Raw genomic sequence first — 22,642 nt, forward strand, 5'->3', positions numbered from 1 at the left:
CGCCTTTACCGTTTGCGGTAGCGGAAAACACCTGTTCCCTTGGCGATCAATTCGCCTGTTTCATCCTTGACGGTGGCTTCGGCGAAAAAGGTGGATTTGCCCCCACCTGTACGCCAGCCTTCGCCGATGAACGTCTTGCCCAGCGGGCGGGACAGGTACTGCACGTTCAACGACAGCGTCAGCGCCATTTGCTGCACGTCGGGATCGCCCGTCCAGCAACCGGCATAGCCCATGACTGTATCCAGAAGCGACGCATGCACGCCGCCGTGCGGGTTGCCGTGGCGGTTCGAATGCACATCTTCCAGATCAATCTCGAACCGCGCATAGTCTTCTTTCCAGTCCACCATGCGCATCCCCAGATGGGCGGCGAAGTTATAGGGCGGTTCGTGAAAACGCGGGTCGAGTTCTGTCATCAGGCGCGGGCCTCCAGCCCCATTTCGGCAAAACGGGGCACATAAGCCCCCAGTCGTAATGCCTTTTCGGGGTTGGACGCATTGCCGTCAAGCGCACGTTTCTTCACGCCTTGCAGGATCGCCGCCATACGGAAGAAAGCAAAGGCAACGTAGTAGCCGAAACGCTCGGGCCGGTTGATGCCGCGCATCTGGCAGTACAAGTCCACGAACGCATCATCCGACGGCAGGCCCAGCGCGGCCCGATCCACACCGGCAAGGCCGCGGCCCTCAGGTCCGACAGGCATCTGCCACTGCATGATGACACCTGCGAGATCGGCAAAGGGATGGCCCAAGGTGGACAGTTCCCAATCCAGAACAGCAAGGCAATCGGTACCGTCCTTCGCGAACAGCATGTTGTCGATGCGGTAATCCCCATGGACAAGCGTGCGCTGGCCGTCGTCTTCGGGCATCTCGGCACCCAGCCAGTCGATCAACGTCTCCATCGCGGGAATGCTGTCGGTTTCCGACGCACGGTATTGCTTGGTCCAGCGGGCCAGTTGGCGTTCGTAATAGTTTCCCGGCGGGCCGTAGTCAGACAGGCCGACCCCCTCCAGATCGACAGAATGGATCGCCGCCAGTACGCGGGCCATTTCCGTAATGATGGCCTCTCGTTCGGCGTTGGTCGCCTCCGGCATCGACGGGTCGTCGATATTGCGGCCCTTCACGTGCTCCATCACGTAGAACATCGATCCGGTGACAGCGTCGTCTTCACATAGCGCCAGCATCTGCGGCACCGGCACATCTGTATGCGCCAGCGCGCTTTGGACGCGGAATTCACGGTCCACCGCGTGCGCCGATTTAAGCAACACACCCGGCGGTTTGCGGCGCAGAACGTATGACCCCTTAGGCCCTTCCAATAGGAACGTCGGGTTGGACTGGCCCACGTCGAACTTTGTCGCCGCCAGCGGGCCTTCAAAGCCCGCGACGTTATCGGACATCCACGCAGCGACGCTGCTTAGATCAATGTCCGCCATCAGACGTTGGCCTGCGTGTATTTCCGCAGCTCCGCCCGCGCGACCTGACGACGGTGGACCGCATCGGGGCCATCGGCGAAGCGCAGCGTGCGTACGTGGGTCCACATATGGGCCAACGTCATATCCTGCGAAATACCCTTGGCCCCGTGAAGCTGCATTGCTTCATCAATCACCTTACCGGCCATCAAGGGTGCGATGACCTTGATCTTGGAAATCCACGGCTGGGCCGCGCGCACACCAGCGCTGTCCATCATCCACGCCGCTTTCAGGCAGAGCAGACGGGCCATTTCGATCTCCATCCGTGCGTTGGCGATGATGTCATAGTTCGCACCAAGCTCGGCAATCGGTTTGCCGAAGGCTTCACGCGACAGGCCACGGGTACACATCAGTTCCAACGCCTTTTCGGCCTGACCAATGGCACGCATACAGTGGTGGATACGGCCCGGCCCCAGACGGCCCTGAGCAACCTCGAACCCGCGCCCTTCGCCCAGAACGATGTTCTTGGCAGGAATGCGCACGTTGGTGAACCGCAGGTGCATGTGACCGTGCGGGGCGTCATCCGCTCCGAACACCTGCATGGCGCGCAGCACTTCGATGCCCGGCGTGTCAGCATCCATCACAAACATGGTGTGACGCTGGTGTTTCGGCGCATCTGGGTCGGTGCAGGCCATCACGATGTACAGCCCGCAGCGCGGATCGCCCGCGCCGGAAATCCACCATTTGTCACCGTTCAGCACGTAGTCATCGCCATCGCGACGTGCCTCGAACGCCAGTTGGGCTGCATCGGACGACGCCACATCGGGTTCCGTCATCACATAGGCCGACCGGATATCGCCGTTCAAAAGCGGCACCAGCCAGCGGTCTTTCATCCACTCTTCGCCGTAGCGTTCCAGCACTTCCATATTACCGGTGTCCGGCGCGTTGCAGTTGAAGACCTCGGCCGCGATGGTGACCTTGCCCATTTCCTCGGCCAGATAGGCGTATTCAACTGTGCTCAGGCCATAGCCACGGTCACTGTCTGTCAGCCAGAAATTCCACAGCCCGCGTTCCTTGGCCTTCGCCTTCAGCCCGTCCAGAATTTCCAACTGACGGTCTGTATGTTTGAACCGGTCGCCCGACGGGTGTGTTCCGACCTCGGCGTGGAATTCAGCATCCAGCGGGGCGATTTCGTTTTCCACCATATCGCGCACCGCTTCAATCAGCGGGCGTACCCGATCCGTGATCCCTAGATCCATCACACATCCTTCCTTTTGAAATAGGTCAGCCAATCGGCGACCACTGACGGCTTTTCACTGCCTTCGCACGTGATGCTGACATCCCAGCGCACGCGGGCAGAGCCTTCGTTCTCTTCGATTTCCGACATTTGAAAGCGCCCTTGAACGCGGGCGCCCACAGGGACCGGCGCGATAAACCGCACACGGTCAAATCCATAGTTCACCGAAACGCAGTCAGCGGGCAGATCGGGCAGCACATCGTACGACATAGCCGACAGCATCGACAGCGCCAGATAGCCATGCACAACGGCCCCATCAAAGCCCGCCGCGCGGCCCACGTCAGGGTCCAGGTGAATGGCCTGCCAGTCCTCGGTCACATCCGCAAAGGCGCGCACGCGGTCCTCGGACATTTCGTACCAGCGGCTTAATTTCGGTTCGGGGCTTGCGAATAATTCAGCGAACATCAGGCAGCACGTAATCCGTAAATTGTTGGCGCAGGGTCAGTTTGGAAATCTTGCCCGTCGCGGTCAAAGGCAGACTGTCGACGAACACCATGTCATCGGGCAACTGCCACTTGGCGACATGCTGCAACATCATGTCGTGGATTTCGGAAAGCTCGGGCTTTTCATCGCCCGCAGGAACCACAACCAGCAAAGGCCGTTCGTCCCATTTCGGATGGGCAATGGCGATCACCGCGCAGTTGGCGACCTTGGGATGCGCCATGGCGATGTTTTCCAGATCGATTGACGAAATCCATTCGCCCCCCGATTTGATCAGGTCCTTGGACCGGTCCTGAATGGTCAGGAAGCCCTGCTCATCAATGCTGGCCACGTCGCCAGTGCCGAACCAACCCTCGGCATCAATGGCTGCTGCCGTCGCCTCGGGATTGTTGAAATAGCCGGACACAATGGTGTTGCCGCGTACGAACAATTCGCCAACGGCCTTGCCATCATGGGGAAGCCGGTTGCCGTTATCGTCGACGATTTTCAGTTCGACCCCAAAGACGCGACGCCCCTGTTTGGATTTCAGGTCCATCTGCGCCTCGAAGGGAAGGTCTTTCATCGACTCAGACAACAGCCCCTGCGTACCAACAGGGCTCATTTCCGTCATGCCCCACGCATGGCACACCTCGACGCCGGATTTCTCGAACCCTTCAATCATCGAGCGCGGCGCGGCAGAGCCGCCGACCACAACCTGCGAGAAACCTTCTGGATTGCGGCCGCGTTTGTCGATTTCGGCGCGCAGGCCCAGCCAGACGGTCGGGACGCCCCATGCCGATGTGACCTTCTCTGCGTCCATCAGATCAAACAAAGACGGCCCATCAAGGTTCGGCCCCGGCATCACCAACGACGCGCCCGTCATCGGCGCCGAATAGGGCAAGCCCCACGCATTGACGTGGAACAGCGGTACAACCGGCAGAATGCGCCCGCCTTCCGTCAACGATTTGCTGAGCGCGATCGAGATCGAAAATGCATGAAGAACCGTCGAACGATGGGAAAACAGCGCGCCTTTCGGGTTGCCTGTGGTGCCGGATGTATAGCACAGACCCGCCGCCGTATCCTCGGGCAGTTCAGGCCAATCGAAGTCCGCAGATTCATCCGCGATCAGGTCTTCGTAACACAGCAAATCCAGTGTGCTGTCCGGCATATGGGCCGCATCGGTCATCGCCACCAGCTTCATCCCCGAAGGCAGCTTATCTTTTAGCGCCTCCAAGATCGGCGTGAAGGTTACGTCAAAGAACAACACCTGATCATCTGCGTGGTCGATGATATACAGCATCTGTTCTGCGGACAGACGCGGGTTGATCGTGTGGCAGACCGCCCCCATGCCCGAAATCGCGTAGTACAATTCGAAATGGCGATACCCGTTCCACGCCAAAGTCGCGACGCGGTCGCCAAGTTTGACCCCCAGACGCGCCATCGCATGGGCCAACTGCCCTGCGCGCGCATAGGCTTCGGCATAGGTTTCGCGGTGGATGTCACCCTCGGTTCTGGCCGAAACGATCCCTGCGCCCGGATGCGCGCCCGCCGCATAGCGCAAAATCTCGATAATCGAGAGCGGCTGATTCATCATCATTGCCTGCATCTGGCCCTCCCCTGCCTTCTGCAAATCTTCGTATACAATCTGAACGCGGCTTTCGCCGCCGTGCAACAGCAAAGCTGCCGTGACGTAACGAAAGACACGAAAGAAACGTCTGTATCCGCGACCAATGGCCTAACGGCGCACAACAATTTTGTATTTTCTGTCCACAAATACCTCCGCCGGAGGCATCCCGCCCACGGGGCCTTAGCCGCGGCCGATATAGGGCATCTTGGTTGCCATCACGGTCATAAACTGAACGTTGGCATTCAGGGGCAGGTCCGCCATCAACGCCACGGATTTCACCGCTTCGGCCACGTCCATCGTGGCAGGTTCGGCAATGCCCTTGGCACGGTTGGTTTCAATGATCCCTTCCAGCAGATCGGTGCGCGCATTGCCGATGTCAATCTGACCGCAAGCAATGTTGTATTCGCGTCCATCCAGACTCAGGGATTTTGTCAGGCCCGTGATCGCGTGTTTGGTCGTGGTGTAGCAGACCGAATTTTCGCGCGGCACATGGGCCGAAATCGACCCGTTGTTAATGATCCGTCCCCCCATTGGCGATTGCGCCCGCATCAGACCGAACGCCTCACGCGCGCAGACGAACATGCCGTGTAGATTCACGCGCAGCACCTGATCCCAGTCATCCAGTGACACTTCGTCGATCGGTGCGGCAGGGCCGAACAGACCAGCGTTGTTAAACAGAACATCGAAACGCCCAGCGCTTCGGGCGAAGGTGCCGAATTTCAGATGAATAGCGCGGGCATCGGTGACGTCCGCAGGCAAGACGACCGCATTGTCCCGACCGCGCGCCACTTTTTCCAGTTCTTCCTCGCGCCGCGCCAAGAGCCCGACAACCCATCCCTGAGCCAGAAAATGTTCAGCCACCGCGCGCCCGATACCGGAACTTGCCCCCGTCACGAGAATGGATTTTGTCATATCAAATCAGTTTCCTGCTCAAGCGTCAGTGCCGCTGCTGGAGCACCGCGCAAATCATCGACACTCAGACCTTGGGACGGGCGCGACAGCCTGTTGCGCACCACCCAATAAAGCCGCCCCGAGGCCCGCGTGATTGCCACATACGCCAGACGTTTCCACAATGGCTGACCTGCTTCTGCCCGCCCCATGCGGGCGGCGGCATAGAGGTCGGGCGCAAACACCTGCACCTCTTCCCACTGTGACCCTTGCGCCTTGTGGATCGTCACGGCTGCCCCGTGCAAAAACGTGGCCCCCATACGGGCAGCGTAGGGAATAAACGGTTCTTCTTCATCAGGTTTTTCGATCTTCACGATCGAGGCGGCGGAAACTTGCGGGTCTTCTGCGCCCATCACATGCAATCGCGAAAATCCCGGCTTGCGACCAGGCCCGAGGTAGACGACCTGCGCACCCTTGATCAGGCCGCGGGCCTCAAGATCCAGTCGCTTTTTGCGATGCTTCAGGGGCAGTTCGATGCCGTCGCAGATCAGTGGCTCGCCTTCCAGCAGTTCGGTTTCAGGCGCACCATAGACCGACCGGAACGCATTGATCAGGCGAATGCGCGTGGCGTTGCGCCAGACCAGCACCGGAGAGCGGGCCATTAGATCAACCTCGACCCTCTGGCCCCAGACAACGCGATCGTCCTTGCGGGCGGTGTCTTCGACCATCCGTTCGAAATCTTCGAAACTCAACTGCGGATCGGCCAAAGCATGGGCCAGATCAAGGATCGGGTTATCGGCATCCTGCCGGTGGATGCGCTTTAACTCGGTCTTCTGAACATCCGCCAGTTTGTCGAACACCATCGTGCCCGACTGATTAACCGGCGCCAACTGGGCCGGATCACCGAACAGAACAAGGTTTGGAAAGATATCACGCAAATCGTCGAACTGCCGGTCATCCAGCATCGATGCTTCGTCGATAAAGCCGATGTCCAACGGGTCTTCGCGCCGCTTCCAGCCGGTGATGAAATCAGAACCCCGCAGACCGGCAGCCGCCAATGCAGCAGGCACCGATTTGTGCAGTTCATAAGACGCCTTGGCGCGCTCCAGCGCCTCGTCCGAAAGCTCTTCCAGTTCAGGGCGTTCGTCATTGCCCATCAGCCATTCGGCGATGCGTTCGTATTCGGGGTCATACACGGGCGTGTAGAGAATGCGGTGGATCGTTGTCGCGGGCACGCCGCGCATGCGCAAAACACTTGCCGCCTTGTTGGTTGGGGCCAGAATGGCCAGTGTGCGCTTTTCCTTGCGGCGGCGGCTTTCGTAATCGCCCGACACGACCTCGATCCCTGTCGCCTCAAGCGCCTTGTACAGCTCTGCCAGCAAAAGCGTCTTACCCGATCCGGCCTTTCCCATAATCGCGCGGATCTGGTTCTTGCCCTCGGGCGCAGGCAGAACCATGCCGTCGACCAGATCAATACCCGCCCCCCGCAGCATGGCTGCGATGGCATCATAGGCATCTGCCTGATCGTCGGAAAAGGATACGGAAGTCAGTGTCATGGCGGCACCCTATCCGCTGGGATTCAGCGCCGCCAGTAGGACAGCCGGAACAATCGCTGCTCCGGCTGTTTTTTATCAGAAGTTGATGCGCAGACCTGTGCGGAATTCTGTCCCTTTCAGGATCAGAGTGTAGTTGCCAGCATCACCGCCAAAGAAGTTTTCGATATCCACGTCAGCCTTACCAAAATCAACGTAGCGCGCTTGCGAATACAGTTCGAAACGCTGGTTTACGGCATAGCTTACGCCAACGCCCACGTTATAGGCCGAATTGCGCACATCTTTGGAGCCATTGACCACCCCATCATCCACGGAAACTTCATACTGTGTCGTACCGAAGCCTAAACCGCCGAAAAGGGTAATTTGGTCTGTTGCCTGAAAATCGACATAGGCGTTCAGGAAGGCCGCTTTTTGGTTTTCAATCGCCAAATCATAGAAGAATTCCGGGTTAGGGCCGCCCGGGAAGCTGCCGGTTACGAAATCGGCGTCGTTGTATTTGGTCAATTCAAATTCGACGCGAACTGTATTGCGTTCAGACAAACGCGCGACTTCTGACAAGCCAAAAGTCAGGCTGCCCGTTGTACGGCTGTCTTTGTTGGAGCAAATACCTGCGGTCTCACAATTTTCGTTTTTGAAACCGCCTTCAATATTGAAGCCACCGCTTTCCACCGAACTCGTCGCCGAGCCAAGCGCCAAGCCCGCATACATATTGGAGAAATTCAGACCTTCAGCAAAAGCTGCAGTCGAACCTGCGATCAGTGCCGCGACGGAAATTCCGAGAACCGATTTCATTGGTAAGCATCCTTAAAAGCCAGATAAGCCCCTTAAAAATCATACCAATTCCGTTTTACCGGCGCAGTACGCATCCCCATTCGCAAACTAAAGATAAGCAGTTTTATCATTACCGCACCGACATATTTACGATGCGGCAATCTATGGATGTGAAACCGATCACCCGACCATCCGCAAAGCTGTAGGCGCCGAGCCGAACGAATGTTCGAACCATTTACGAATCGTATAGGGCGAAATCCCTGCGCTTGCCGCCACCTTTGCCTGCGCCTCGGGCGTGAACTCCCACAATCCAACGCTAATCCGGCTGCGACCTTCACCCATGCTGCCCAAAACCTCGGGCGATGATCCGATGCGTTTGTAGATGCGGACCATGCGGGCGTCGAACACGCCGACATAGTGGCTGACGTTCATGTTTTTCATGATCTCGCCGCCTGCCAGCATCAGCGCGGCCGCTGTGCCCGGACAGGTTTCGCGCGCTAGGCAGAACCGCGTACATTCCCAAATCAGGGGGCTTTCGATCGTGCCGCCGCCGATGATGTCGGTGAAATGTTCGTTCACCATCGTCCGGCCCGTCGTTGGCAGCAGACGCATGGAGCCACCGTGCGTTCCGTCGGGGCGTTCCCAGATTACATAGAGCGGGTTCAGATCGTCGTATTCATCGCGCTCTTCGCCGTTTTCATCGACCGTCACTTCCCAGCCAAGGCGGGTGTGAAACTGGTCGGCGCGATCCTTGAACATGGTCGCCAGAAGCTTCGGATAATCTGCAAGTTGGTCTGCGTATAGAAATCGTATCATCTGCGTTCTCCCGTTGGATGAATGCAGGCTGATATGCAGAGACTAATAAGGGTTAACGCGACCGAACGGTCAGATAACGATCAGTCCACGATGCAACGCACGCGCAACCGCATGGGTCGTGTTCAAGGCGCGCAATTTGAACCGCGCGCTTTCGATGTAGGCACGTAAGGTGTGCTCGGAAATCTGAAGGGTGTTCGCCACCTGACTGCGGGAATGGCCCGTGGCCAACAGTGTCAAAACATCGGTTTCCCGTGGCGACAGGTTTGGCACGGCCTCTGGCTGCCTGTCGGGTTCGAGCGTTAATGCGGACTGGTTAAAGAAATGCGCGATCAGGATCAGGTCACGCCGGTATTGTTCGGTGAAATCGGACCATTCTGTATCGCTGCAATTGTGGCTAAGCGTGAAAACCGCAAACTGGCCGTTCGGGCCACGGATCGGAATGGAAAAGCCCTGATTGCCGATCCCGTGTTCAACAGCATCGCGATAAAAGGATCGCGCGGCCTTGGATGACCAATCCAGTTGCTTCCAGTCGGTCGGATGAAACCGTTGCGAACACCCCTGCACCACCGGATCAATGCGCAGGTAGTTTTTCTGAAGATAGCGCGACACCCAATCTTCGCTGTAGGTGCCGACACCGTATTGTTCACCGTTGGAATTCACCCAGTGATAAACGATGTGGTCGACCCCGAATTGGTCGCGCAAAGTTTCGATGATTGATTGCAGATCCTCAGCCGAGGCGGCTAGTTCCAACCTCGACAGGGTTGTATCCGAAAATGGCGTCAGTACTGCGTGGCCCACTGTGGGTCCCTTTTCCCTTTGACGCCATTTCGACATGCGCAACCATTTTCGCGTCTTCCAGCTGCTCTGCCAGCAACTGAAGGGCGTTGGTTCGTGCGAACGTTTGCAGGTCCGTGAGAACGTCAATTATCCAATCATTCTTCATGAAAGAGTCATCCCCAATTAGTTAACAGTTCGTTAATAACAACTATAACACGAACCGAAAAATCACATAATTCGCGAATTCTATCCCCCCAGAAATAGCGGGACTGCGATTTCCTTACCTTTGAAAAGTAAAAAAACAGAAAAAAGCCCCCGCCACCTTGATGGGTGACGGGGGCTGTCGTGTCAGACGGGGAGAGCGCTGACTTACGAGCGAGCCTCGAGAGCTTCTTCAAACGTGCGAAGACCTGTCTTCGGAGCCTGAACAAGAACGGCCATGTTGCCCGGCTTGTGTTCGTTGTTCATCATCTTCATGTGCGCATCCGGAATTTCGGCCCACGGGAAAACTTCGGACATGCAGGGGTCCAGACGGCGCTCGCACATCAGGCGGTTTGCCGAAGCGGCCTGCATCAGGTTGGCAAAGTGCGAACCCTGAAGACGCTTCTGGTGCATCCACATGTAGCGAACGTCGAAGGTACAGTTAAAGCCGGATGTACCCGCGCAGATCACAACCATACCGCCCTTTTTCACGACCAGAGTAGACACCGGGAAGGTTGCTTCGCCGGGGTGTTCGAACACCATGTCAACGTTGTTGCCTTTGCCGGTGATTTCCCAGATCGCTTTGCCGAACTTACGGGCTTCTTTCAGCCACGTGTTATATTCGGGGCTGTTCACTGTGGGCAGCTGACCCCAGCAGTCAAAGTCCTTACGGTTGATAACGCCCTTGGCGCCCTGATCCATAACGAACTGACGCTTGCTTTCGTCCGAAATCACGCCGATCGCGTTCGCGCCAACTGTGTTCGCCAGCTGGATCGCATAGGAACCCAGACCACCGGACGCACCCCAAACCAGAACGTTCTGACCCGGCTTCAGTTCGTGCGGGTGGTGACCGAACAGCATGCGGTATGCTGTTGCCAGTGTCAGCGTGTAGCAGGCGGACTCTTCCCAAGTCAGGTGCTTGGGACGCGGCATCAGCTGCTGCGCCTGAACTTTGGTGAACTGAGCAAAGGAACCGTCGCCAGTCTCGTAGCCCCAGATACGCTGGGAATCAGAGAACATCGGGTCGCCGCCGTTACAATGTTCGTCGTCGCCATCATCCTGGTTACAGTGGATGACAACCTCGTCGCCAACCTTCCAGTTCTTGACCTTGTCACCTACGGCCCAAACGATGCCGGACGCGTCGGAACCAGCGATGTGGTAATCTTGACCGTGCACGTCGAAGGGGCTGATCGGAACACCGCGGCCGGCCCAGACGCCGTTGTAGTTAACGCCAGCGGCCATAACCAGAACCAGCACTTCGTGGCTGTCCAGCTTCCATGTGTCGACAACTTCTACCTGGAAGCTTGTCTTGGGGTCGCCATGGCGTTCGCGACGGATGGCCCATGCGTACATCTTTTTCGGCACGTAGCCGAGCGGGGGCATTTCGCCGATTTCGTACAGATCTTTTTCCGGCGCGTCGTAGTCCGCGATGCTGGTTTGCGTATCCAGAGCCATAGGAACCTCCGTCTAGTTGGTTATGTCCACATATGCCGCGATGCAGAATCGCAGCTGATACAGGGGAAATATCGACCGCCGCGCAACATTTCAACAAGATTTAAGGCTATATTGTAATTTTATGACCCCGCGGATGCAGAAATTTATGCTGCGACCGCAAACGCCCCGGCAACTTCAACCATCACTTATCGGGATGGAATTTCCATAAAATTCAGCAAGTTGCACCTTATCAGGTTCGATCAAATAGCCGTTTTCGGTGGAGGCGATCACTTTTCGACGCAATAATATTTCAATCCCGCCGCGAACAAATGACGCAACGTTGCCCAGCTGCGACCCAAGCTGCATCTCAGCCGCTTGGATCAGTTCGTCTTCCGTCAGTATTTCGGATTTCAGAAGTTGCTGGCACACAAACGGCACCGGAAGGACGGGCAGTGCCTCTTTTATGCGATCCATCAAAAGCGCGCTCAGGTCTTCGACCGATTTGTCCGGACAGGTATTCAACGCCAAAGGATCGCCGAAACGCACGGCCACACGGCCGAACCTTTTGTAACGGCCAGTCAATTTCAGCCAGACCTGATTCACCACGAATCCAAGTCCCTTAAAGACAGACGACCGGAACCGGCGGTGGCCTTCGGATGCAGCATTGATCAGAATCGTATCTTCAAGCACCCGATCATAGTTCAAAGCGACCGGCACAAAGACGACGGGCGTTCCCGTTTCGCGAGCCCCTTCGCTGATGTACTTGAGCAGACCAAGCTTCGGCGGGGCCAGTTTGCCATCCAGTGACAGGCCGCCTTCGGGATAGATGCCTTGCGCAACGCCCCCTTCGATCGCCAGTTGCACGTACCGTTCCAGCACCTTGCGATACAAAGCCGTGCGCGACTTGCGCCGGATAAAGTAGGCACCCATCGCGCGGATCAACCCCGAAAGCGGCCAGATCCGCGCCCATTCCCCCACCGCATAGGACAAAGCCGAACGATCCGCGGCCAGATAGGTCATCAACACATAATCCATGTTCGACCGGTGGTTCATGACAAAAACCACGGTGGCATCGCGGTTCACATCACGCAGATGACTTTCGTCCCGATAGCTGACTTCGACGTCATACAGAAAATGCGACAACGCCCGCGCCGCACGGATCGCCACTCCGAAATAGGCGCTGGCTGAAAAGGCTGGCACGATTTCACGGGCATAGCTGCGGGCCTTTTCAAAGGCCACGTCCTCACGCACGCCTTCCTCGTCAGCATACTCAAGGATCGCACGGTTGACCGCAGGATCATAAAGCAAGCGCTGGATCAGGTCATAGCGGCGCGTCAGTTTGAACGGCTGGATCGGTGTCTCAAGCCGTTCATTCAGCCGCGCAACAACGCGCTCCATTCGGCGCCGGAAAAACCAGCGCACCGATGGGAACAGGAAATGAGAGGCAAACGTCACCCCGGCAAAAACAACGATCAGAAAAAAGAGCCAAAAAGGAATCGTAACAGGATCTGTCATGCCGGAACCTTGGCAGCGCCCGAAATACCGGACAAGACCTATAAAGACGGAACGGCATTTCCGAAAATACCGCCGAAAGGCGAATTGCCTTTGGGGCAGTTAAACCCGAAACTATTCTGGTCGGCGCTGCTCTGCGGCAAAAAACCCCAACTTGCCGCGATGCAGCGAATTGACACCGCCACATTCTTTCGAATATCCACGATTGTGCGCAATTTTGTTGCTGACCCGATTCACGTCCTAAAGGTGCCCTATGACTGACACGCCCGCCGCTCAGACCAAAGACAAACCTTGGCTGATCCGTACCTATGCTGGTCATTCGACTGCAAAGGCATCCAACGCGCTGTATCGCGGCAACCTTGCCAAGGGTCAGACCGGCCTTTCGGTGGCCTTCGATCTGCCGACACAGACAGGCTATGACAGCGACCACATTCTGGCGCGTGGCGAAGTCGGTAAAGTAGGCGTGCCTGTCTGCCATCTGGGCGACATGCGCACCCTGTTCGACCAGATCCCGCTGGAACAGATGAACACCTCGATGACGATCAACGCGACAGCCCCGTGGCTGCTCGCGCTCTATATCGCTGTGGCCGAAGAACAGGGCGCGGACGTGTCCAAGCTGCAAGGCACGGTTCAGAACGACCTGATTAAGGAATACCTGTCGCGCGGCACCTATATTTGCCCGCCGAAACCGTCACTTAAGATGATCGGCGACGTGGCCGAGTACTGCTATAAAAACGTTCCCAAGTGGAACCCGATGAACGTCTGCTCGTACCACCTGCAAGAGGCTGGCGCGACACCGGAACAGGAACTGGCCTTTGCCTTGGCCACCGCCATTGCCGTTCTGGACGAATTGAAACCGCGCGTACCCGCAGAAGATTTCCCACGCCTTGCGGGCCGTATTTCCTTCTTTGTGAACGCTGGCATCCGCTTTGTCACCGAGATGTGCAAAATGCGCGCGTTCGTCGATCTGTGGGATGAAATCCTGCAGGAACGTTATGGCGTCGAAGACCCGAAATTCCGCCGTTTCCGCTACGGCGTACAGGTGAACTCGCTCGGCCTGACTGAACAGCAGCCTGAAAACAACGTCTATCGTATCCTGATCGAAATGCTGGCCGTGACCCTGTCGAAAAAGGCCCGCGCCCGTGCTGTCCAGCTTCCGGCATGGAACGAAGCACTGGGTCTGCCGCGCCCGTGGGACCAGCAGTGGTCTATGCGCATGCAGCAAATCATGGCGTATGAAACCGACCTGCTGGAATACGACGATCTGTTCGACAACAACCCCGCCGTTGACCGTAAAGTGGCCGAGCTGAAAGAAGGCGCACGCGCCGAGTTGGCCAACCTTGGCTCCATGGGCGGCGCGATTGAATCGATTGAATACATGAAATCCCGTCTGGTTGATTCCAACGCAGACCGCCTGAACCGCATCGAAAAGCAGGAAACTGTCGTTGTGGGCGTAAACCGCTGGACCGAAGGCGAAGCATCGCCTCTGGTTGGCGAAGACGGCGGTATCATGGTGGTCGATCCGGCTGTTGAGCAGGAACAGATCGCCCGCCTGAACGAATGGCGCGACGAACGCGACAGCGCGGCTGTCGAAGCGGCACTGGCCGGCCTGCGCGAAGCGGCGTCCAACGGCCAGAACGTGATGGAGGCGTCTATCGCTGCAGCCAAAGCAGGTGTCACCACCGGTGAATGGGCAGGCGAGATGCGCAAGATTTACGGCGAATACCGTGGCCCGACCGGCGTTTCAAAATCCGTTTCCAACAAAACCGAAGGCCTGGACGATATCCGTGATGCGGTAAACGCAGTTTCGGATAAATTGGGCCGCCGCATGCGTTTCCTTGTCGGCAAACCTGGTTTGGACGGTCATTCGAATGGCGCTGAACAAATCGCCTTCCGTGCCCGCGATTGCGGAATGGAAATCGATTACGAAGGCATTCGTCTGACACCGACCGAATTGGTCCGCGCGGCGCAGGAAAACGAAGTGCATGTCGTTGGCCTGTCCATTCTGTCCGGTAGCCACATTCCGCTGGTCGAAGATATGATGGCGCAAATGCGCGATGCGGGTCTTGGCCACATTCCGGTAATTGTCGGCGGCATTATTCCGGATGAAGATGCAAAACGTCTCCTCGAAATGGGCGTTGCAAAGGTCTACACACCCAAAGATTTCGAATTGAACACTATCATGATGGATATCGTCACGCTGGTTGATCCGAAGTCTATCGCAGCCGAATAATCACCTTTACGGTCCACATAATTCACCCCTGCAACTTAAAGGTGCGGGGGTGACACATAATTTTTGCATTTGACACGAAATCAGTTTGTATTTGACCTTGCATTTCACCCAATCTTTCCGAATTTTGGCGGGGGAAATGGAGGCATTTATGGATATTGACTTGGAATCCCTGTCCAAACAGGAATTACAAAAGCTTAAAACCGATGTCGAACGCGCATTAAAAACGATCGATAAACGTCGTAAAGCCGAAGCGAAACGTGCTGCAGAAACTGCGGCGAAAGAATACGGTTTCTCATTGGATGATTTGGTCGGCGCAGATGGCAAGTCTGTAAAAGGTGTTGCGAAATACGCAAACCCTGCTGACGCAAGCCAGACCTGGACAGGACGCGGTCGCAAACCCAACTGGGTGATCGAAGCGTTGGAAGCGGGTAAATCGCTCGACGATCTCGCTCTGTAAGATGACTGTGCATATCGGCGCTGCGCCGGGCGACATAGCAGAAACCGTTCTGTTGCCCGGAGATCCCTATCGCGCAAAATGGGCAGCCGAGACTTTCTTGGAAAATCCGCAACTTGTGAACGAAGTGCGCGGAATGCTTGCCTATACGGGCGAATGGAAGGGCAATCGTGTTACGATCCACGGGTCGGGCATGGGTATGCCTTCGCTGTCGATTTATGCGAATGAACTGATTCGCGACTACAACGCAAAGACGTTGATCAGGATCGGGTCTTGCGGCGGAATGCAGGACAAGGTGAAAATCCGCGATATCATTCTGGCAATGACAGCCTCCTCAATTTCGACACCGTCTTCTGGCATTTTCAAAGAATTCAATTTCGCACCGCCTGCGGATTGGACTTTGTTGAAGAATGCTGTGGCCGCCGCAGAAACACGTAAATCGAACTACCATGTCGGCAGTATTTATTCCTCGGACGTTTTTTACGATGAACGCCCCGATCTGAATAAAGAAATGACCCGCCACGGGATTCTGGGCGTCGAAATGGAAGCCGCCGAGCTTTATAACCTTGCCGCCCGCTATGGTGTTCGCGCGCTCGCTGTTCTGACCGTGTCTGACCACCTATTAACCGGCGAAGCGCTTCCCTCAGAGGACCGCGAGAAAAGCTTTGGCGATATGGTGGAAATCGCGCTTGAGGCGGCTTTCACCTAAACCATCCGGAAAACGCTGATTTTATCGCCCGTGGCTTCGATCATACGAATTTACGGGCGGTTCCTTCCAGTTCTCGATAGTCCCGCTGAGTATATCAATCGCCAACGGATAGCAGGCCGCTGCGTCTGAACTATGCTCGGACGAACAATCCCCACCGGGGCAGGCGCTAATCGCGCCTAACAGGTCAATCTCGGCCAGAAACGTCAAAGTATCACCCGGCCGTACAGGGCTTGCCTTCATAAAGTATTGCCCGGTGTCCCGCGTAAACCCGGTGCACATAAAGACGTTCAACACGTCATGCACCAAAGGTTCGGCGTCTTTCAGAGATAGGCCCGTGTGGTCCGCCAACGCGCGTGTCAGGTTCGAATGGCAGCAATTGTGATACTGATCGCCGGACAAAAGATTGGCCGTGTAGGGATCGCACCGCGTTCCGATGACGTCGTGAACCGATCCGCCGAAATCATCAATGCCGTACCAATCCAACGAATCCTGCACGACCGTCGCAATGGGGCGCAGAGCAGGAAAAGACGACCACAACCGGTCGCCTGTGGTGACATGCGTACCGTGCAGCGCGCGGGTTTTGCCGGAATAGAACCGTTCGGTCAGATCATGCAGGTTCCACAGGTTTAAATCACCCACCTGCGGACCATCGACGGATCTGATACGGAAAAACTGTCCTGCCTTGACCGTGAACGACGCCGCTTCGCGCGGCGCGGCAATCACGGTTTCAATCACCTCTGCCCCATCAAGCGCCTGAACCCATTCGTCGATGGGCACTTCGGGCAAGGTCGTGTTGGGATAACAGATAACCGGCTTAATCGCGCGGCGGGCGTTGGCGTCTTCGGGTGGGGTGGTCACGGGTGGCTCCTGTCAGAGCCACCACAGGACAACCATCCCACCGAAATTTCAAGACCGGATCAGAAGGTCAGATGACGACCACATCCAGCGGCGGGAAGCCGTTGAAGCCAACCGATGCATAGGTCGACGTGTAAGCACCGCAGTTGCGGATCGCGACCTTGTCGCCGGATTTCAGGCCAACAGGCAGTTCCACCGGACGGCGTTCATACAGAACGTCAGCCGAGTCGCAGGACGGACCAGCCAGAACACACGGTGCGAACGCTTCGTGGTCACGCTGAGTTGCGAACTGATAGCGAATAGCTTCGCCTTCTGTTTCCGCCAGACCCGAGAAGCGGCCGATATCCAGATAGACCCAGCGGTGCAGGTCGTTTTCGGATTTCTTGGACACCAGAACGACCTCGGCTGCAATTGCACCTGCTTCTGCAACCAGACCGCGGCCCGGCTCTGCCATAACGCGTGCAACGTCGCCAAAGCGTGCCTGAACCATCTCCATGACCTGACGGGCATATGCCTCGGGTGCGTCGATGGCTTGGCCGTAGAACGCAGGGAAACCACCGCCGATGTTCAGCAGGTCCAGCGCGTGACCTTCGGATTTCAGGTTCGCCCAGACAGAGGCAACCTGATCCAGAACATCACCCCACATTTCGGCGCGGCGTGTTTGCGAACCGACGTGGAAGGACAGGCCAACAGGCTTCAGGCCCAGTTCTTTGGCATAGGCGAACAGCGCAGGCGCTTTGTCACCGGCGCAGCCGAACTTGCGTGTCAGCGGCCAGTCTGCCTGACAGTTTTCAACGATCAGACGGATGTAAACCTGTGCGCCGGGCGCGTGCTCGGCCAGCTTTTCCAGTTCTTCTTCCGCGTCGGCCGCAAACAGGTTGATGCCAACCTCATGCGCCCATGCGATGTCGGATACTTTTTTGATGGTGTTGCCAAAGGACACCTGCTCGGGGCGTGCGCCTTGGGCCAAGCACATTTCGATTTCCACGCGGGACGCAGCATCGAAGTGCGAACCAAGACCAACCAGCGTGTGCAGGATTTCCGGCGCAGGGTTTGCTTTGACCGCATAATGGATATCGGCTTGACCCAGACCTGCGCGCAGGGCGCGGAACTGACGGGCCACACGATCTGTGTCGATGACCAGTGTCGGACGATCAAAGCTGTTCGCGAAGATGTACTCTTCGACACGGGAACGGGAAATATCTTTCGGGGCCGAGAAATCGGCTACGTATGCGTTCATGGTCATCTCCAATAGACCCGGCTTTCCAGCCGACCAGTGCTTTCAGAGACGTTACCGTCGCTACGTAACCGTGGGCGTGCCCAGTGGGACAGAGGCGCGTGCGTTGGCGTCTTGAAACGCCATATCGTTCCTCTGCTGATTCATTTCAAGAAGTTTTTCGCATCACGATGAATTTTTATTTTGATCAAATTCACCCTTATTTTTAAGGCATTCCGTAGGTGTTTCCCCGCGCTTTCCTTCGACGACCGCCCCGCATTGCACACAGGACCAGCGGCTGCCGGTGTCATGGCGAAATTCACGCCACCGGCACTGTCGCGTGGACCGGTTGGAAAAGACCGCGATCAAGACAAAGGCTATGATCAGCCCGAGAACGACCAGCATGGCACCTCAGCAGTGTGTTGCATAAATGCTAGACCGACCGCCCCGCCGCGCGGCCCGAAAACAGGCAGCCGCCAAGGAACGTGCCCTCTAGCGCGTTGTAGCCGTGATAGCCGCCTCCGCCGAAACCTGCCACCTCTCCGGCTGCGAAAAGCCCGTCGAACGGCGTGCCGTCGGCGCGTAGGACCTGAGCATTCAGATCGGTGTGCAAACCACCTAGCGATTTACGCGTAAGGATATTCAGGCGTACCGCGATCAACGGGCCATGGGCGGGATCCAGAATGCGGTGCGGCTTGGCCGTGCGGATCAGTTTATCACCGCGATAGGCGCGCGCCTGTCGGATGGCGGTGATCTGCGCGTCTTTGGCGAACGGGTTTTCGATCTGTGCATCCCGCGCCTCGATCTGTCCACGCAGGTGCGCAGCATCCAGCGGCTGATCTGGCGTGATCCGGTTCATGCCCTCAACCAGTTGGTCCAGCGTTTCGGCCACGACAAAATCGGCGCCGTTTTCCTTGAACGCCTCTACCGGTGCTGGCGCGCCTTTCGCCCCGAGCCGCGCCTTGATCACCTGCAACCACTTGCCCGATGTCAGATCGGGGTTCTGTTCGGACCCCGACAGCGCGAATTCTTTTTTGATGATACTCTGGGTCAGGATGAACCACGAATGCCCGTGGCCCGTTTGCAGTATGCGCTTCAGCGTACCCAAGGTGTCAAAGCCGGGCATGAACGGTGCCTCCATCCGGTTGCCGAGCGCATCGAACCAAAGCGACGACGGACCAGGCAGAATACGTATACCGTGATTGGGCCAGATCGGATCCCAGTTTTGCAGGCCTTCGGTGTAATGCCACATCCGGTCTTCGTTGATGGCCCCTGCCCCGGCGGCCTTGGCGACCTCGGTCATCTGGCCATCCACATACTCCGGTACACCCGCCACCATCTTGGCTGGCGGTGTGCCAAGCCGATCCGTTGGCCAGCGTTTGCGCACCAGATCATGGTTGCCACCAATCCCGCCCGACGTGACCACAATTGCGCCAGCCTTAAGCGAAAAGCCACCCACGATATCGCGGTTGGTCGACGCGCCGCGCACAGCGTTGTCATCGCGCAGCACGTCGCCCGTTACCCCCGTAGCCGCACCGTTGGTCACATCCAACGCCGTCGCGCGATAGCGATGTTTTAAAGTGATCCGGCCCGCCTTCACATGCTCTTGGACACGCGCAACGAACGGCGCGATGACGCCCGGCCCTGTGCCCCACGTGATGTGGAAACGGGGCACTGAATTGCCGTGCCCATGCGCCAACGCGCCGCCACGTTCCGCCCAACCAACCACGGGGAACCAACGCATCCCCAGCCCGCGCAGCCAAGGACGCATGTCACCTGCTGCGAACTCCAGATAGGCTTCGGACACCTTGCGGGGGTTTTCATCCTCGGGGCGGTCAAACTGGGCGCTGCCCATCCAGTCATTCCGCGCCAAGTCCAGACTGTCACGGATGCCCATACGGCGTTGTTCGGGCGTGTCAATCATGAACAACCCGCCAAGCGACCAGAACGCCTGCCCGCCCAAAGACTGCGGCGCTTCCTGATCCAGAAGCAAAACCTTGCGCCCGCGGTTCGCGGCCTCGTCCGCCGCGACCAAACCGGCCAGACCGGCCCCGATGACAATGACATCCGCGTCCATTCTGCCCTCTCCCCTTGGCATGGTCACAGCCTGCGCGGGGGAAAGGGGGGCTGTCTAGTCTGCCGTTGGGGCAGGCTCCTTGTCCTGGGGCTTCCTGGCGAACAAACCGGCCGAACGATCCGGACCGTACCAGTCCTCGTTTCGGGTAAAGTACATGGTCGCCGCCAGCGCCCCGAAGGCCAGCGTGGCACCGGCCAGCAGCGCAAAATCAGCCGACCACAGGATCAGGTAAAGAACGGCGTACAGCACAACCAACAACGCAAACAAAACCCAGCTACGCCGCCCCAACCCAAGGCCCGTCCAGCCAAAGAACGTCAGCAAGCCAATCGTCGCGGCCGAGGCAAGGATATAGGCAGGCGTAAAGCCCATCTGTTCGGCGTAGGCGACCATCAACAGCACAAAGATCGATTGCGCCAAGCCAATCAGCAGGTACTGCACCGGATGGGCAGGACGCTCGGTTCCCTTTTCGATCAGCAGAACTGACAAGAAGGTCAGCGCAATAAACAGAATGGCGTATTTCGCCGCGCGATAGGATTTTTGGTAGAAATCATTCACCTCGATCAACTGCACGCCAAAGCTCATCCTGTTGCGCAGGTTATGGGAATAATCCTCGCGCGTGATTTGCGGCAGGGTGCGCGCCAGATGCGGGATGGTCCAGGACGCTGTGAATCCTTGATCCGTAATTTCAGAGCTATCGGGCAGGAACCCACCGACAAATGCCGGATCGGCCCAATCAGATGTCATACGCACAGTGGTCGACCGCCCGACGGGTCCAACCTTGAACGACTGAGCCCCGTTCAGGCCGATCTTCATCGCGTATTCGCCACGTGCTCGCGGATCGCCAACCTCTGCCAGAATGCCTGCAAAGCGGTCGGTTTGGGCCATTGGCTCTAACCGGGTCTCAGTACCGTCCACCAGCAACTCTGCATCGCCCCGAAGCGCGGCATTGTTGGACAGGTTCAGAACCATGACAGTTTTGTCCCACTGGATTTCTTCATCGCCACGGGTCGCGTCTGCGATCCGGTCCTTCGGGAAATCAAAGGCGATCTGGACATCGGCCTGATACACCGGAACCTTGAAAATACCGCGATATCGGATTTGCGTCTGGCTTTTAAATGTCAGTTCGAATGTGTCGGGGTAAACGATGATCGGCTCTCGGTTGACCTTGGTTTGGCGCGTCACCGAACGCACGTGGGGCTTGCCGTCAGGCCCGATCACGTCGACGCCGGTCGGGGCATCCACAACTGCTTCTGCGCTGATTTCAGTGATCGTTTCCTCAACCGGGATGGACAGGTAGGGACCCGAGATCACCTGCTCTCCGCCCCATTCCTGACCCACATTGATCAGCGTATTCCGCGAATAGGCTTTGCGGTCCTGCACGACGCTCGACACGAAAAACATCGGGATGAACATCAACAGGGTCAGCAGGCTGACCATCAAAAACCTAAAACCTAATGAGCGCTTCATAAATGCCCCTCCAAATGCAGCGACCATGCACGCAAAACGGGAATGAAAGCAATCAGGGTATTCCGCCGTTCGGACGGCGAAAGCAAAACACCCCCGCAATTTCTTGCAGGGGTGTTCAGAATAATATCGCGGATCAGATCAGAGCTGGCGTTCGACCATCAGCTTTTTGATCTCTGCAATCGCCTTGGCGGGGTTCAGACCCTTCGGGCAGGTCTTGGCGCAGTTCATGATGGTGTGGCAGCGGTACAGTTTGAACGGATCTTCCAGTTCGTCCAGACGTTCGCCTGTCGCCTCATCACGGCTGTCGATGATCCAGCGATACGCGTGCAGAAGCGCTGCCGGCCCGAGGTAACGGTCGCCGTTCCACCAGTAGGACGGGCAGGATGTCGAACAGGATGCGCACATAACGCATTCGTACAGACCATCCAGCTTTTCACGATCTTCGATCGACTGGCGCCATTCTTTTGCGGGGCGGTTTGTTTTGGTTTCCAGCCACGGCATGATCGACGCGTGCTGCGCATAGAAATGCGTCAGGTCAGGGATCAGGTCGCGGACAACCGGCATGTGCGGCAGCGGGTAGATTTTGACGTCACCCTTTACCTCGTCGATGCCATAGATACAGGCCAGCGTGTTGATGCCGTCAATGTTCATCGCGCACGAACCACAGATACCTTCGCGGCACGAGCGGCGGAAGGTCAGCGTGGGGTCGATCTCGTTCTTGATCTTGATCAGCGCGTCCAAAATCATCGGACCGCACGTATCCATATCTACGAAATACGTGTCGACACGCGGGTTTTCACCGTCATCCGGCGTCCAGCGGTAAATCTGGAATTTCCGCAGGTTCGACGCACCTTCGGGCTTGGGCCACGTTTTGCCGGTGCGGATCTTGGAGTTCTTGGGAAGTGTGAATTGAACCATGAAGAATCCCTCTAG

General features: G+C 57.2%; 21 protein-coding genes. 4 read left to right on the plus strand and 17 right to left on the minus strand.

The features are described from left to right. Positions 1-5: 5 nt before the first annotated feature. The 12 genes from C4S59_RS04185 to C4S59_RS04245 form a co-directional block, all read right to left on the minus strand. A complete protein-coding gene (locus C4S59_RS04185) occupies positions 6-413 on the minus strand; it encodes a PaaI family thioesterase (RefSeq protein WP_103909190.1) in 408 nt (135 codons plus the stop codon). Next, positions 413-1,426, minus strand: a complete 1,014-nt coding sequence (locus C4S59_RS04190; RefSeq protein ID WP_103909191.1) for a phosphotransferase family protein — start codon at positions 1,424-1,426, stop codon at positions 413-415. The genes C4S59_RS04185 and C4S59_RS04190 overlap by 1 nt, the downstream gene beginning before the upstream one ends. Then, entirely contained in the window at positions 1,426-2,661 is a 1,236-nt protein-coding gene (locus C4S59_RS04195; protein WP_103909192.1) for an acyl-CoA dehydrogenase family protein, read from the minus strand. Before C4S59_RS04195 ends, C4S59_RS04190 begins: the two co-directional genes overlap by 1 nt. Next, complete coding sequence (locus C4S59_RS04200) at positions 2,661-3,104, minus strand: MaoC/PaaZ C-terminal domain-containing protein (protein WP_103909193.1); 444 nt, start codon at positions 3,102-3,104, stop codon at positions 2,661-2,663. The genes C4S59_RS04195 and C4S59_RS04200 overlap by 1 nt, the downstream gene beginning before the upstream one ends. After that, a complete protein-coding gene (locus C4S59_RS04205) occupies positions 3,094-4,725 on the minus strand; it encodes a long-chain fatty acid--CoA ligase (RefSeq protein WP_103909420.1) in 1,632 nt (543 codons plus the stop codon). Before C4S59_RS04205 ends, C4S59_RS04200 begins: the two co-directional genes overlap by 11 nt. Positions 4,726-4,926: 201 nt before the next feature. Continuing rightward, positions 4,927-5,658 (minus strand): SDR family oxidoreductase, encoded by a 732-nt coding sequence (locus C4S59_RS04210; protein WP_103909194.1) that lies wholly within the window; start codon positions 5,656-5,658, stop codon positions 4,927-4,929. Then, positions 5,655-7,190 carry an ATP-dependent DNA helicase gene (locus tag C4S59_RS04215; protein ID WP_103909195.1) on the minus strand — a complete coding sequence of 512 codons (1,536 nt, stop codon included), beginning with the start codon at positions 7,188-7,190 and terminating at the stop codon, positions 5,655-5,657. The genes C4S59_RS04210 and C4S59_RS04215 overlap by 4 nt, the downstream gene beginning before the upstream one ends. 75 nt (positions 7,191-7,265) lie before the next feature. Then, positions 7,266-7,979: an outer membrane beta-barrel protein gene (locus tag C4S59_RS04220; protein ID WP_103909196.1), complete on the minus strand. Its 714-nt coding sequence runs from the start codon at positions 7,977-7,979 to the stop codon at positions 7,266-7,268. A 159-nt stretch (positions 7,980-8,138) separates the two neighbouring features. Further along, positions 8,139-8,774 (minus strand): acyl-homoserine-lactone synthase, encoded by a 636-nt coding sequence (locus tag C4S59_RS04225; RefSeq protein WP_103909197.1) that lies wholly within the window; start codon positions 8,772-8,774, stop codon positions 8,139-8,141. Between the two features lie 69 nt (positions 8,775-8,843). Next, positions 8,844-9,572, minus strand: coding sequence for a helix-turn-helix transcriptional regulator (locus tag C4S59_RS04230; RefSeq protein ID WP_234994668.1), 729 nt, complete (start codon positions 9,570-9,572; stop codon positions 8,844-8,846). A 348-nt stretch (positions 9,573-9,920) separates the two neighbouring features. Continuing rightward, positions 9,921-11,207 (minus strand): crotonyl-CoA carboxylase/reductase, encoded by a 1,287-nt coding sequence (gene ccrA / locus C4S59_RS04240; RefSeq protein ID WP_103909200.1) that lies wholly within the window; start codon positions 11,205-11,207, stop codon positions 9,921-9,923. Between the two features lie 174 nt (positions 11,208-11,381). Beyond that, positions 11,382-12,584, minus strand: coding sequence for a 1-acyl-sn-glycerol-3-phosphate acyltransferase (locus C4S59_RS04245; RefSeq protein WP_234994669.1), 1,203 nt, complete (start codon positions 12,582-12,584; stop codon positions 11,382-11,384). A 39-nt stretch (positions 12,585-12,623) separates the two neighbouring features. Between C4S59_RS04245 and C4S59_RS04250 the strand changes: the two genes are divergently transcribed. From C4S59_RS04250 to deoD, 4 genes are all read left to right on the plus strand, one after another. Next, positions 12,624-12,959, plus strand: a complete 336-nt coding sequence (locus C4S59_RS04250) for a hypothetical protein (RefSeq protein ID WP_200813169.1) — start codon at positions 12,624-12,626, stop codon at positions 12,957-12,959. Next, on the plus strand, positions 12,952-14,931 hold the full coding sequence (locus C4S59_RS04255) for a protein meaA (protein WP_103909203.1): 1,980 nt from the start codon (positions 12,952-12,954) through the stop codon (positions 14,929-14,931). Before C4S59_RS04250 ends, C4S59_RS04255 begins: the two co-directional genes overlap by 8 nt. A 148-nt stretch (positions 14,932-15,079) precedes the next feature. Beyond that, positions 15,080-15,388: an H-NS histone family protein gene (locus C4S59_RS04260; protein WP_103909204.1), complete on the plus strand. Its 309-nt coding sequence runs from the start codon at positions 15,080-15,082 to the stop codon at positions 15,386-15,388. Position 15,389: 1 nt separating this feature from the next. Then, positions 15,390-16,094 carry a purine-nucleoside phosphorylase gene (gene deoD / locus C4S59_RS04265; RefSeq protein ID WP_103909205.1) on the plus strand — a complete coding sequence of 235 codons (705 nt, stop codon included), beginning with the start codon at positions 15,390-15,392 and terminating at the stop codon, positions 16,092-16,094. A gap of 21 nt (positions 16,095-16,115) precedes the next feature. Here deoD and C4S59_RS04270 read toward each other — a convergent pair whose 3' ends face one another. The 5 genes from C4S59_RS04270 to C4S59_RS04295 form a co-directional block, all read right to left on the minus strand. Then, positions 16,116-16,952, minus strand: a complete 837-nt coding sequence (locus tag C4S59_RS04270) for an urea carboxylase-associated family protein (protein ID WP_103909206.1) — start codon at positions 16,950-16,952, stop codon at positions 16,116-16,118. A gap of 67 nt (positions 16,953-17,019) precedes the next feature. Further along, a complete protein-coding gene (locus C4S59_RS04275; RefSeq protein ID WP_103909421.1) occupies positions 17,020-18,189 on the minus strand; it encodes a type III PLP-dependent enzyme in 1,170 nt (389 codons plus the stop codon). Between the two features lie 409 nt (positions 18,190-18,598). Beyond that, complete coding sequence (locus tag C4S59_RS04285; protein WP_103909208.1) at positions 18,599-20,242, minus strand: FAD-binding dehydrogenase; 1,644 nt, start codon at positions 20,240-20,242, stop codon at positions 18,599-18,601. 54 nt (positions 20,243-20,296) lie between these two features. Then, positions 20,297-21,709, minus strand: coding sequence for a cell envelope integrity protein CreD (gene creD / locus C4S59_RS04290; RefSeq protein ID WP_103909209.1), 1,413 nt, complete (start codon positions 21,707-21,709; stop codon positions 20,297-20,299). 138 nt (positions 21,710-21,847) lie between these two features. After that, complete coding sequence (locus tag C4S59_RS04295; protein WP_103909210.1) at positions 21,848-22,627, minus strand: succinate dehydrogenase iron-sulfur subunit; 780 nt, start codon at positions 22,625-22,627, stop codon at positions 21,848-21,850. Between the last annotated feature and the right edge of the window lie 15 nt (positions 22,628-22,642).

Source organism: Thalassococcus halodurans (genome assembly GCF_900108225.1).
GTDB lineage: Bacteria > Pseudomonadota > Alphaproteobacteria > Rhodobacterales > Rhodobacteraceae > Thalassococcus > Thalassococcus halodurans.

Excerpts from the sequence above, each read along its gene's own strand:
- deoD (WP_103909205.1), top strand. The coding sequence starts at position 15,390 with ATGACTGTGCATATCGGCGCTGCGCCGGGCGACATAGCAGAAACCGTT.
- C4S59_RS04185 (WP_103909190.1), bottom strand. The coding sequence starts at position 413 with ATGACAGAACTCGACCCGCGTTTTCACGAACCGCCCTATAACTTCGCC.
- C4S59_RS04295 (WP_103909210.1), bottom strand. The coding sequence starts at position 22,627 with ATGGTTCAATTCACACTTCCCAAGAACTCCAAGATCCGCACCGGCAAA.
- C4S59_RS04205 (WP_103909420.1), bottom strand. The coding sequence starts at position 4,725 with ATGCAGGCAATGATGATGAATCAGCCGCTCTCGATTATCGAGATTTTG.
- C4S59_RS04200 (WP_103909193.1), bottom strand. The coding sequence starts at position 3,104 with ATGTTCGCTGAATTATTCGCAAGCCCCGAACCGAAATTAAGCCGCTGG.
- C4S59_RS04245 (WP_234994669.1), bottom strand. The coding sequence starts at position 12,584 with ATGGAGCGCGTTGTTGCGCGGCTGAATGAACGGCTTGAGACACCGATC.
- C4S59_RS04210 (WP_103909194.1), bottom strand. The coding sequence starts at position 5,658 with ATGACAAAATCCATTCTCGTGACGGGGGCAAGTTCCGGTATCGGGCGC.
- C4S59_RS04215 (WP_103909195.1), bottom strand. The coding sequence starts at position 7,190 with ATGACACTGACTTCCGTATCCTTTTCCGACGATCAGGCAGATGCCTAT.
- C4S59_RS04195 (WP_103909192.1), bottom strand. The coding sequence starts at position 2,661 with ATGGATCTAGGGATCACGGATCGGGTACGCCCGCTGATTGAAGCGGTG.
- C4S59_RS04190 (WP_103909191.1), bottom strand. The coding sequence starts at position 1,426 with ATGGCGGACATTGATCTAAGCAGCGTCGCTGCGTGGATGTCCGATAAC.
- C4S59_RS04275 (WP_103909421.1), bottom strand. The coding sequence starts at position 18,189 with ATGAACGCATACGTAGCCGATTTCTCGGCCCCGAAAGATATTTCCCGT.
- C4S59_RS04220 (WP_103909196.1), bottom strand. The coding sequence starts at position 7,979 with ATGAAATCGGTTCTCGGAATTTCCGTCGCGGCACTGATCGCAGGTTCG.
- C4S59_RS04255 (WP_103909203.1), top strand. The coding sequence starts at position 12,952 with ATGACTGACACGCCCGCCGCTCAGACCAAAGACAAACCTTGGCTGATC.
- C4S59_RS04250 (WP_200813169.1), top strand. The coding sequence starts at position 12,624 with ATGAGAGGCAAACGTCACCCCGGCAAAAACAACGATCAGAAAAAAGAG.
- creD (WP_103909209.1), bottom strand. The coding sequence starts at position 21,709 with ATGAAGCGCTCATTAGGTTTTAGGTTTTTGATGGTCAGCCTGCTGACC.
- C4S59_RS04285 (WP_103909208.1), bottom strand. The coding sequence starts at position 20,242 with ATGGACGCGGATGTCATTGTCATCGGGGCCGGTCTGGCCGGTTTGGTC.
- C4S59_RS04260 (WP_103909204.1), top strand. The coding sequence starts at position 15,080 with ATGGATATTGACTTGGAATCCCTGTCCAAACAGGAATTACAAAAGCTT.
- ccrA (WP_103909200.1), bottom strand. The coding sequence starts at position 11,207 with ATGGCTCTGGATACGCAAACCAGCATCGCGGACTACGACGCGCCGGAA.
- C4S59_RS04225 (WP_103909197.1), bottom strand. The coding sequence starts at position 8,774 with ATGATACGATTTCTATACGCAGACCAACTTGCAGATTATCCGAAGCTT.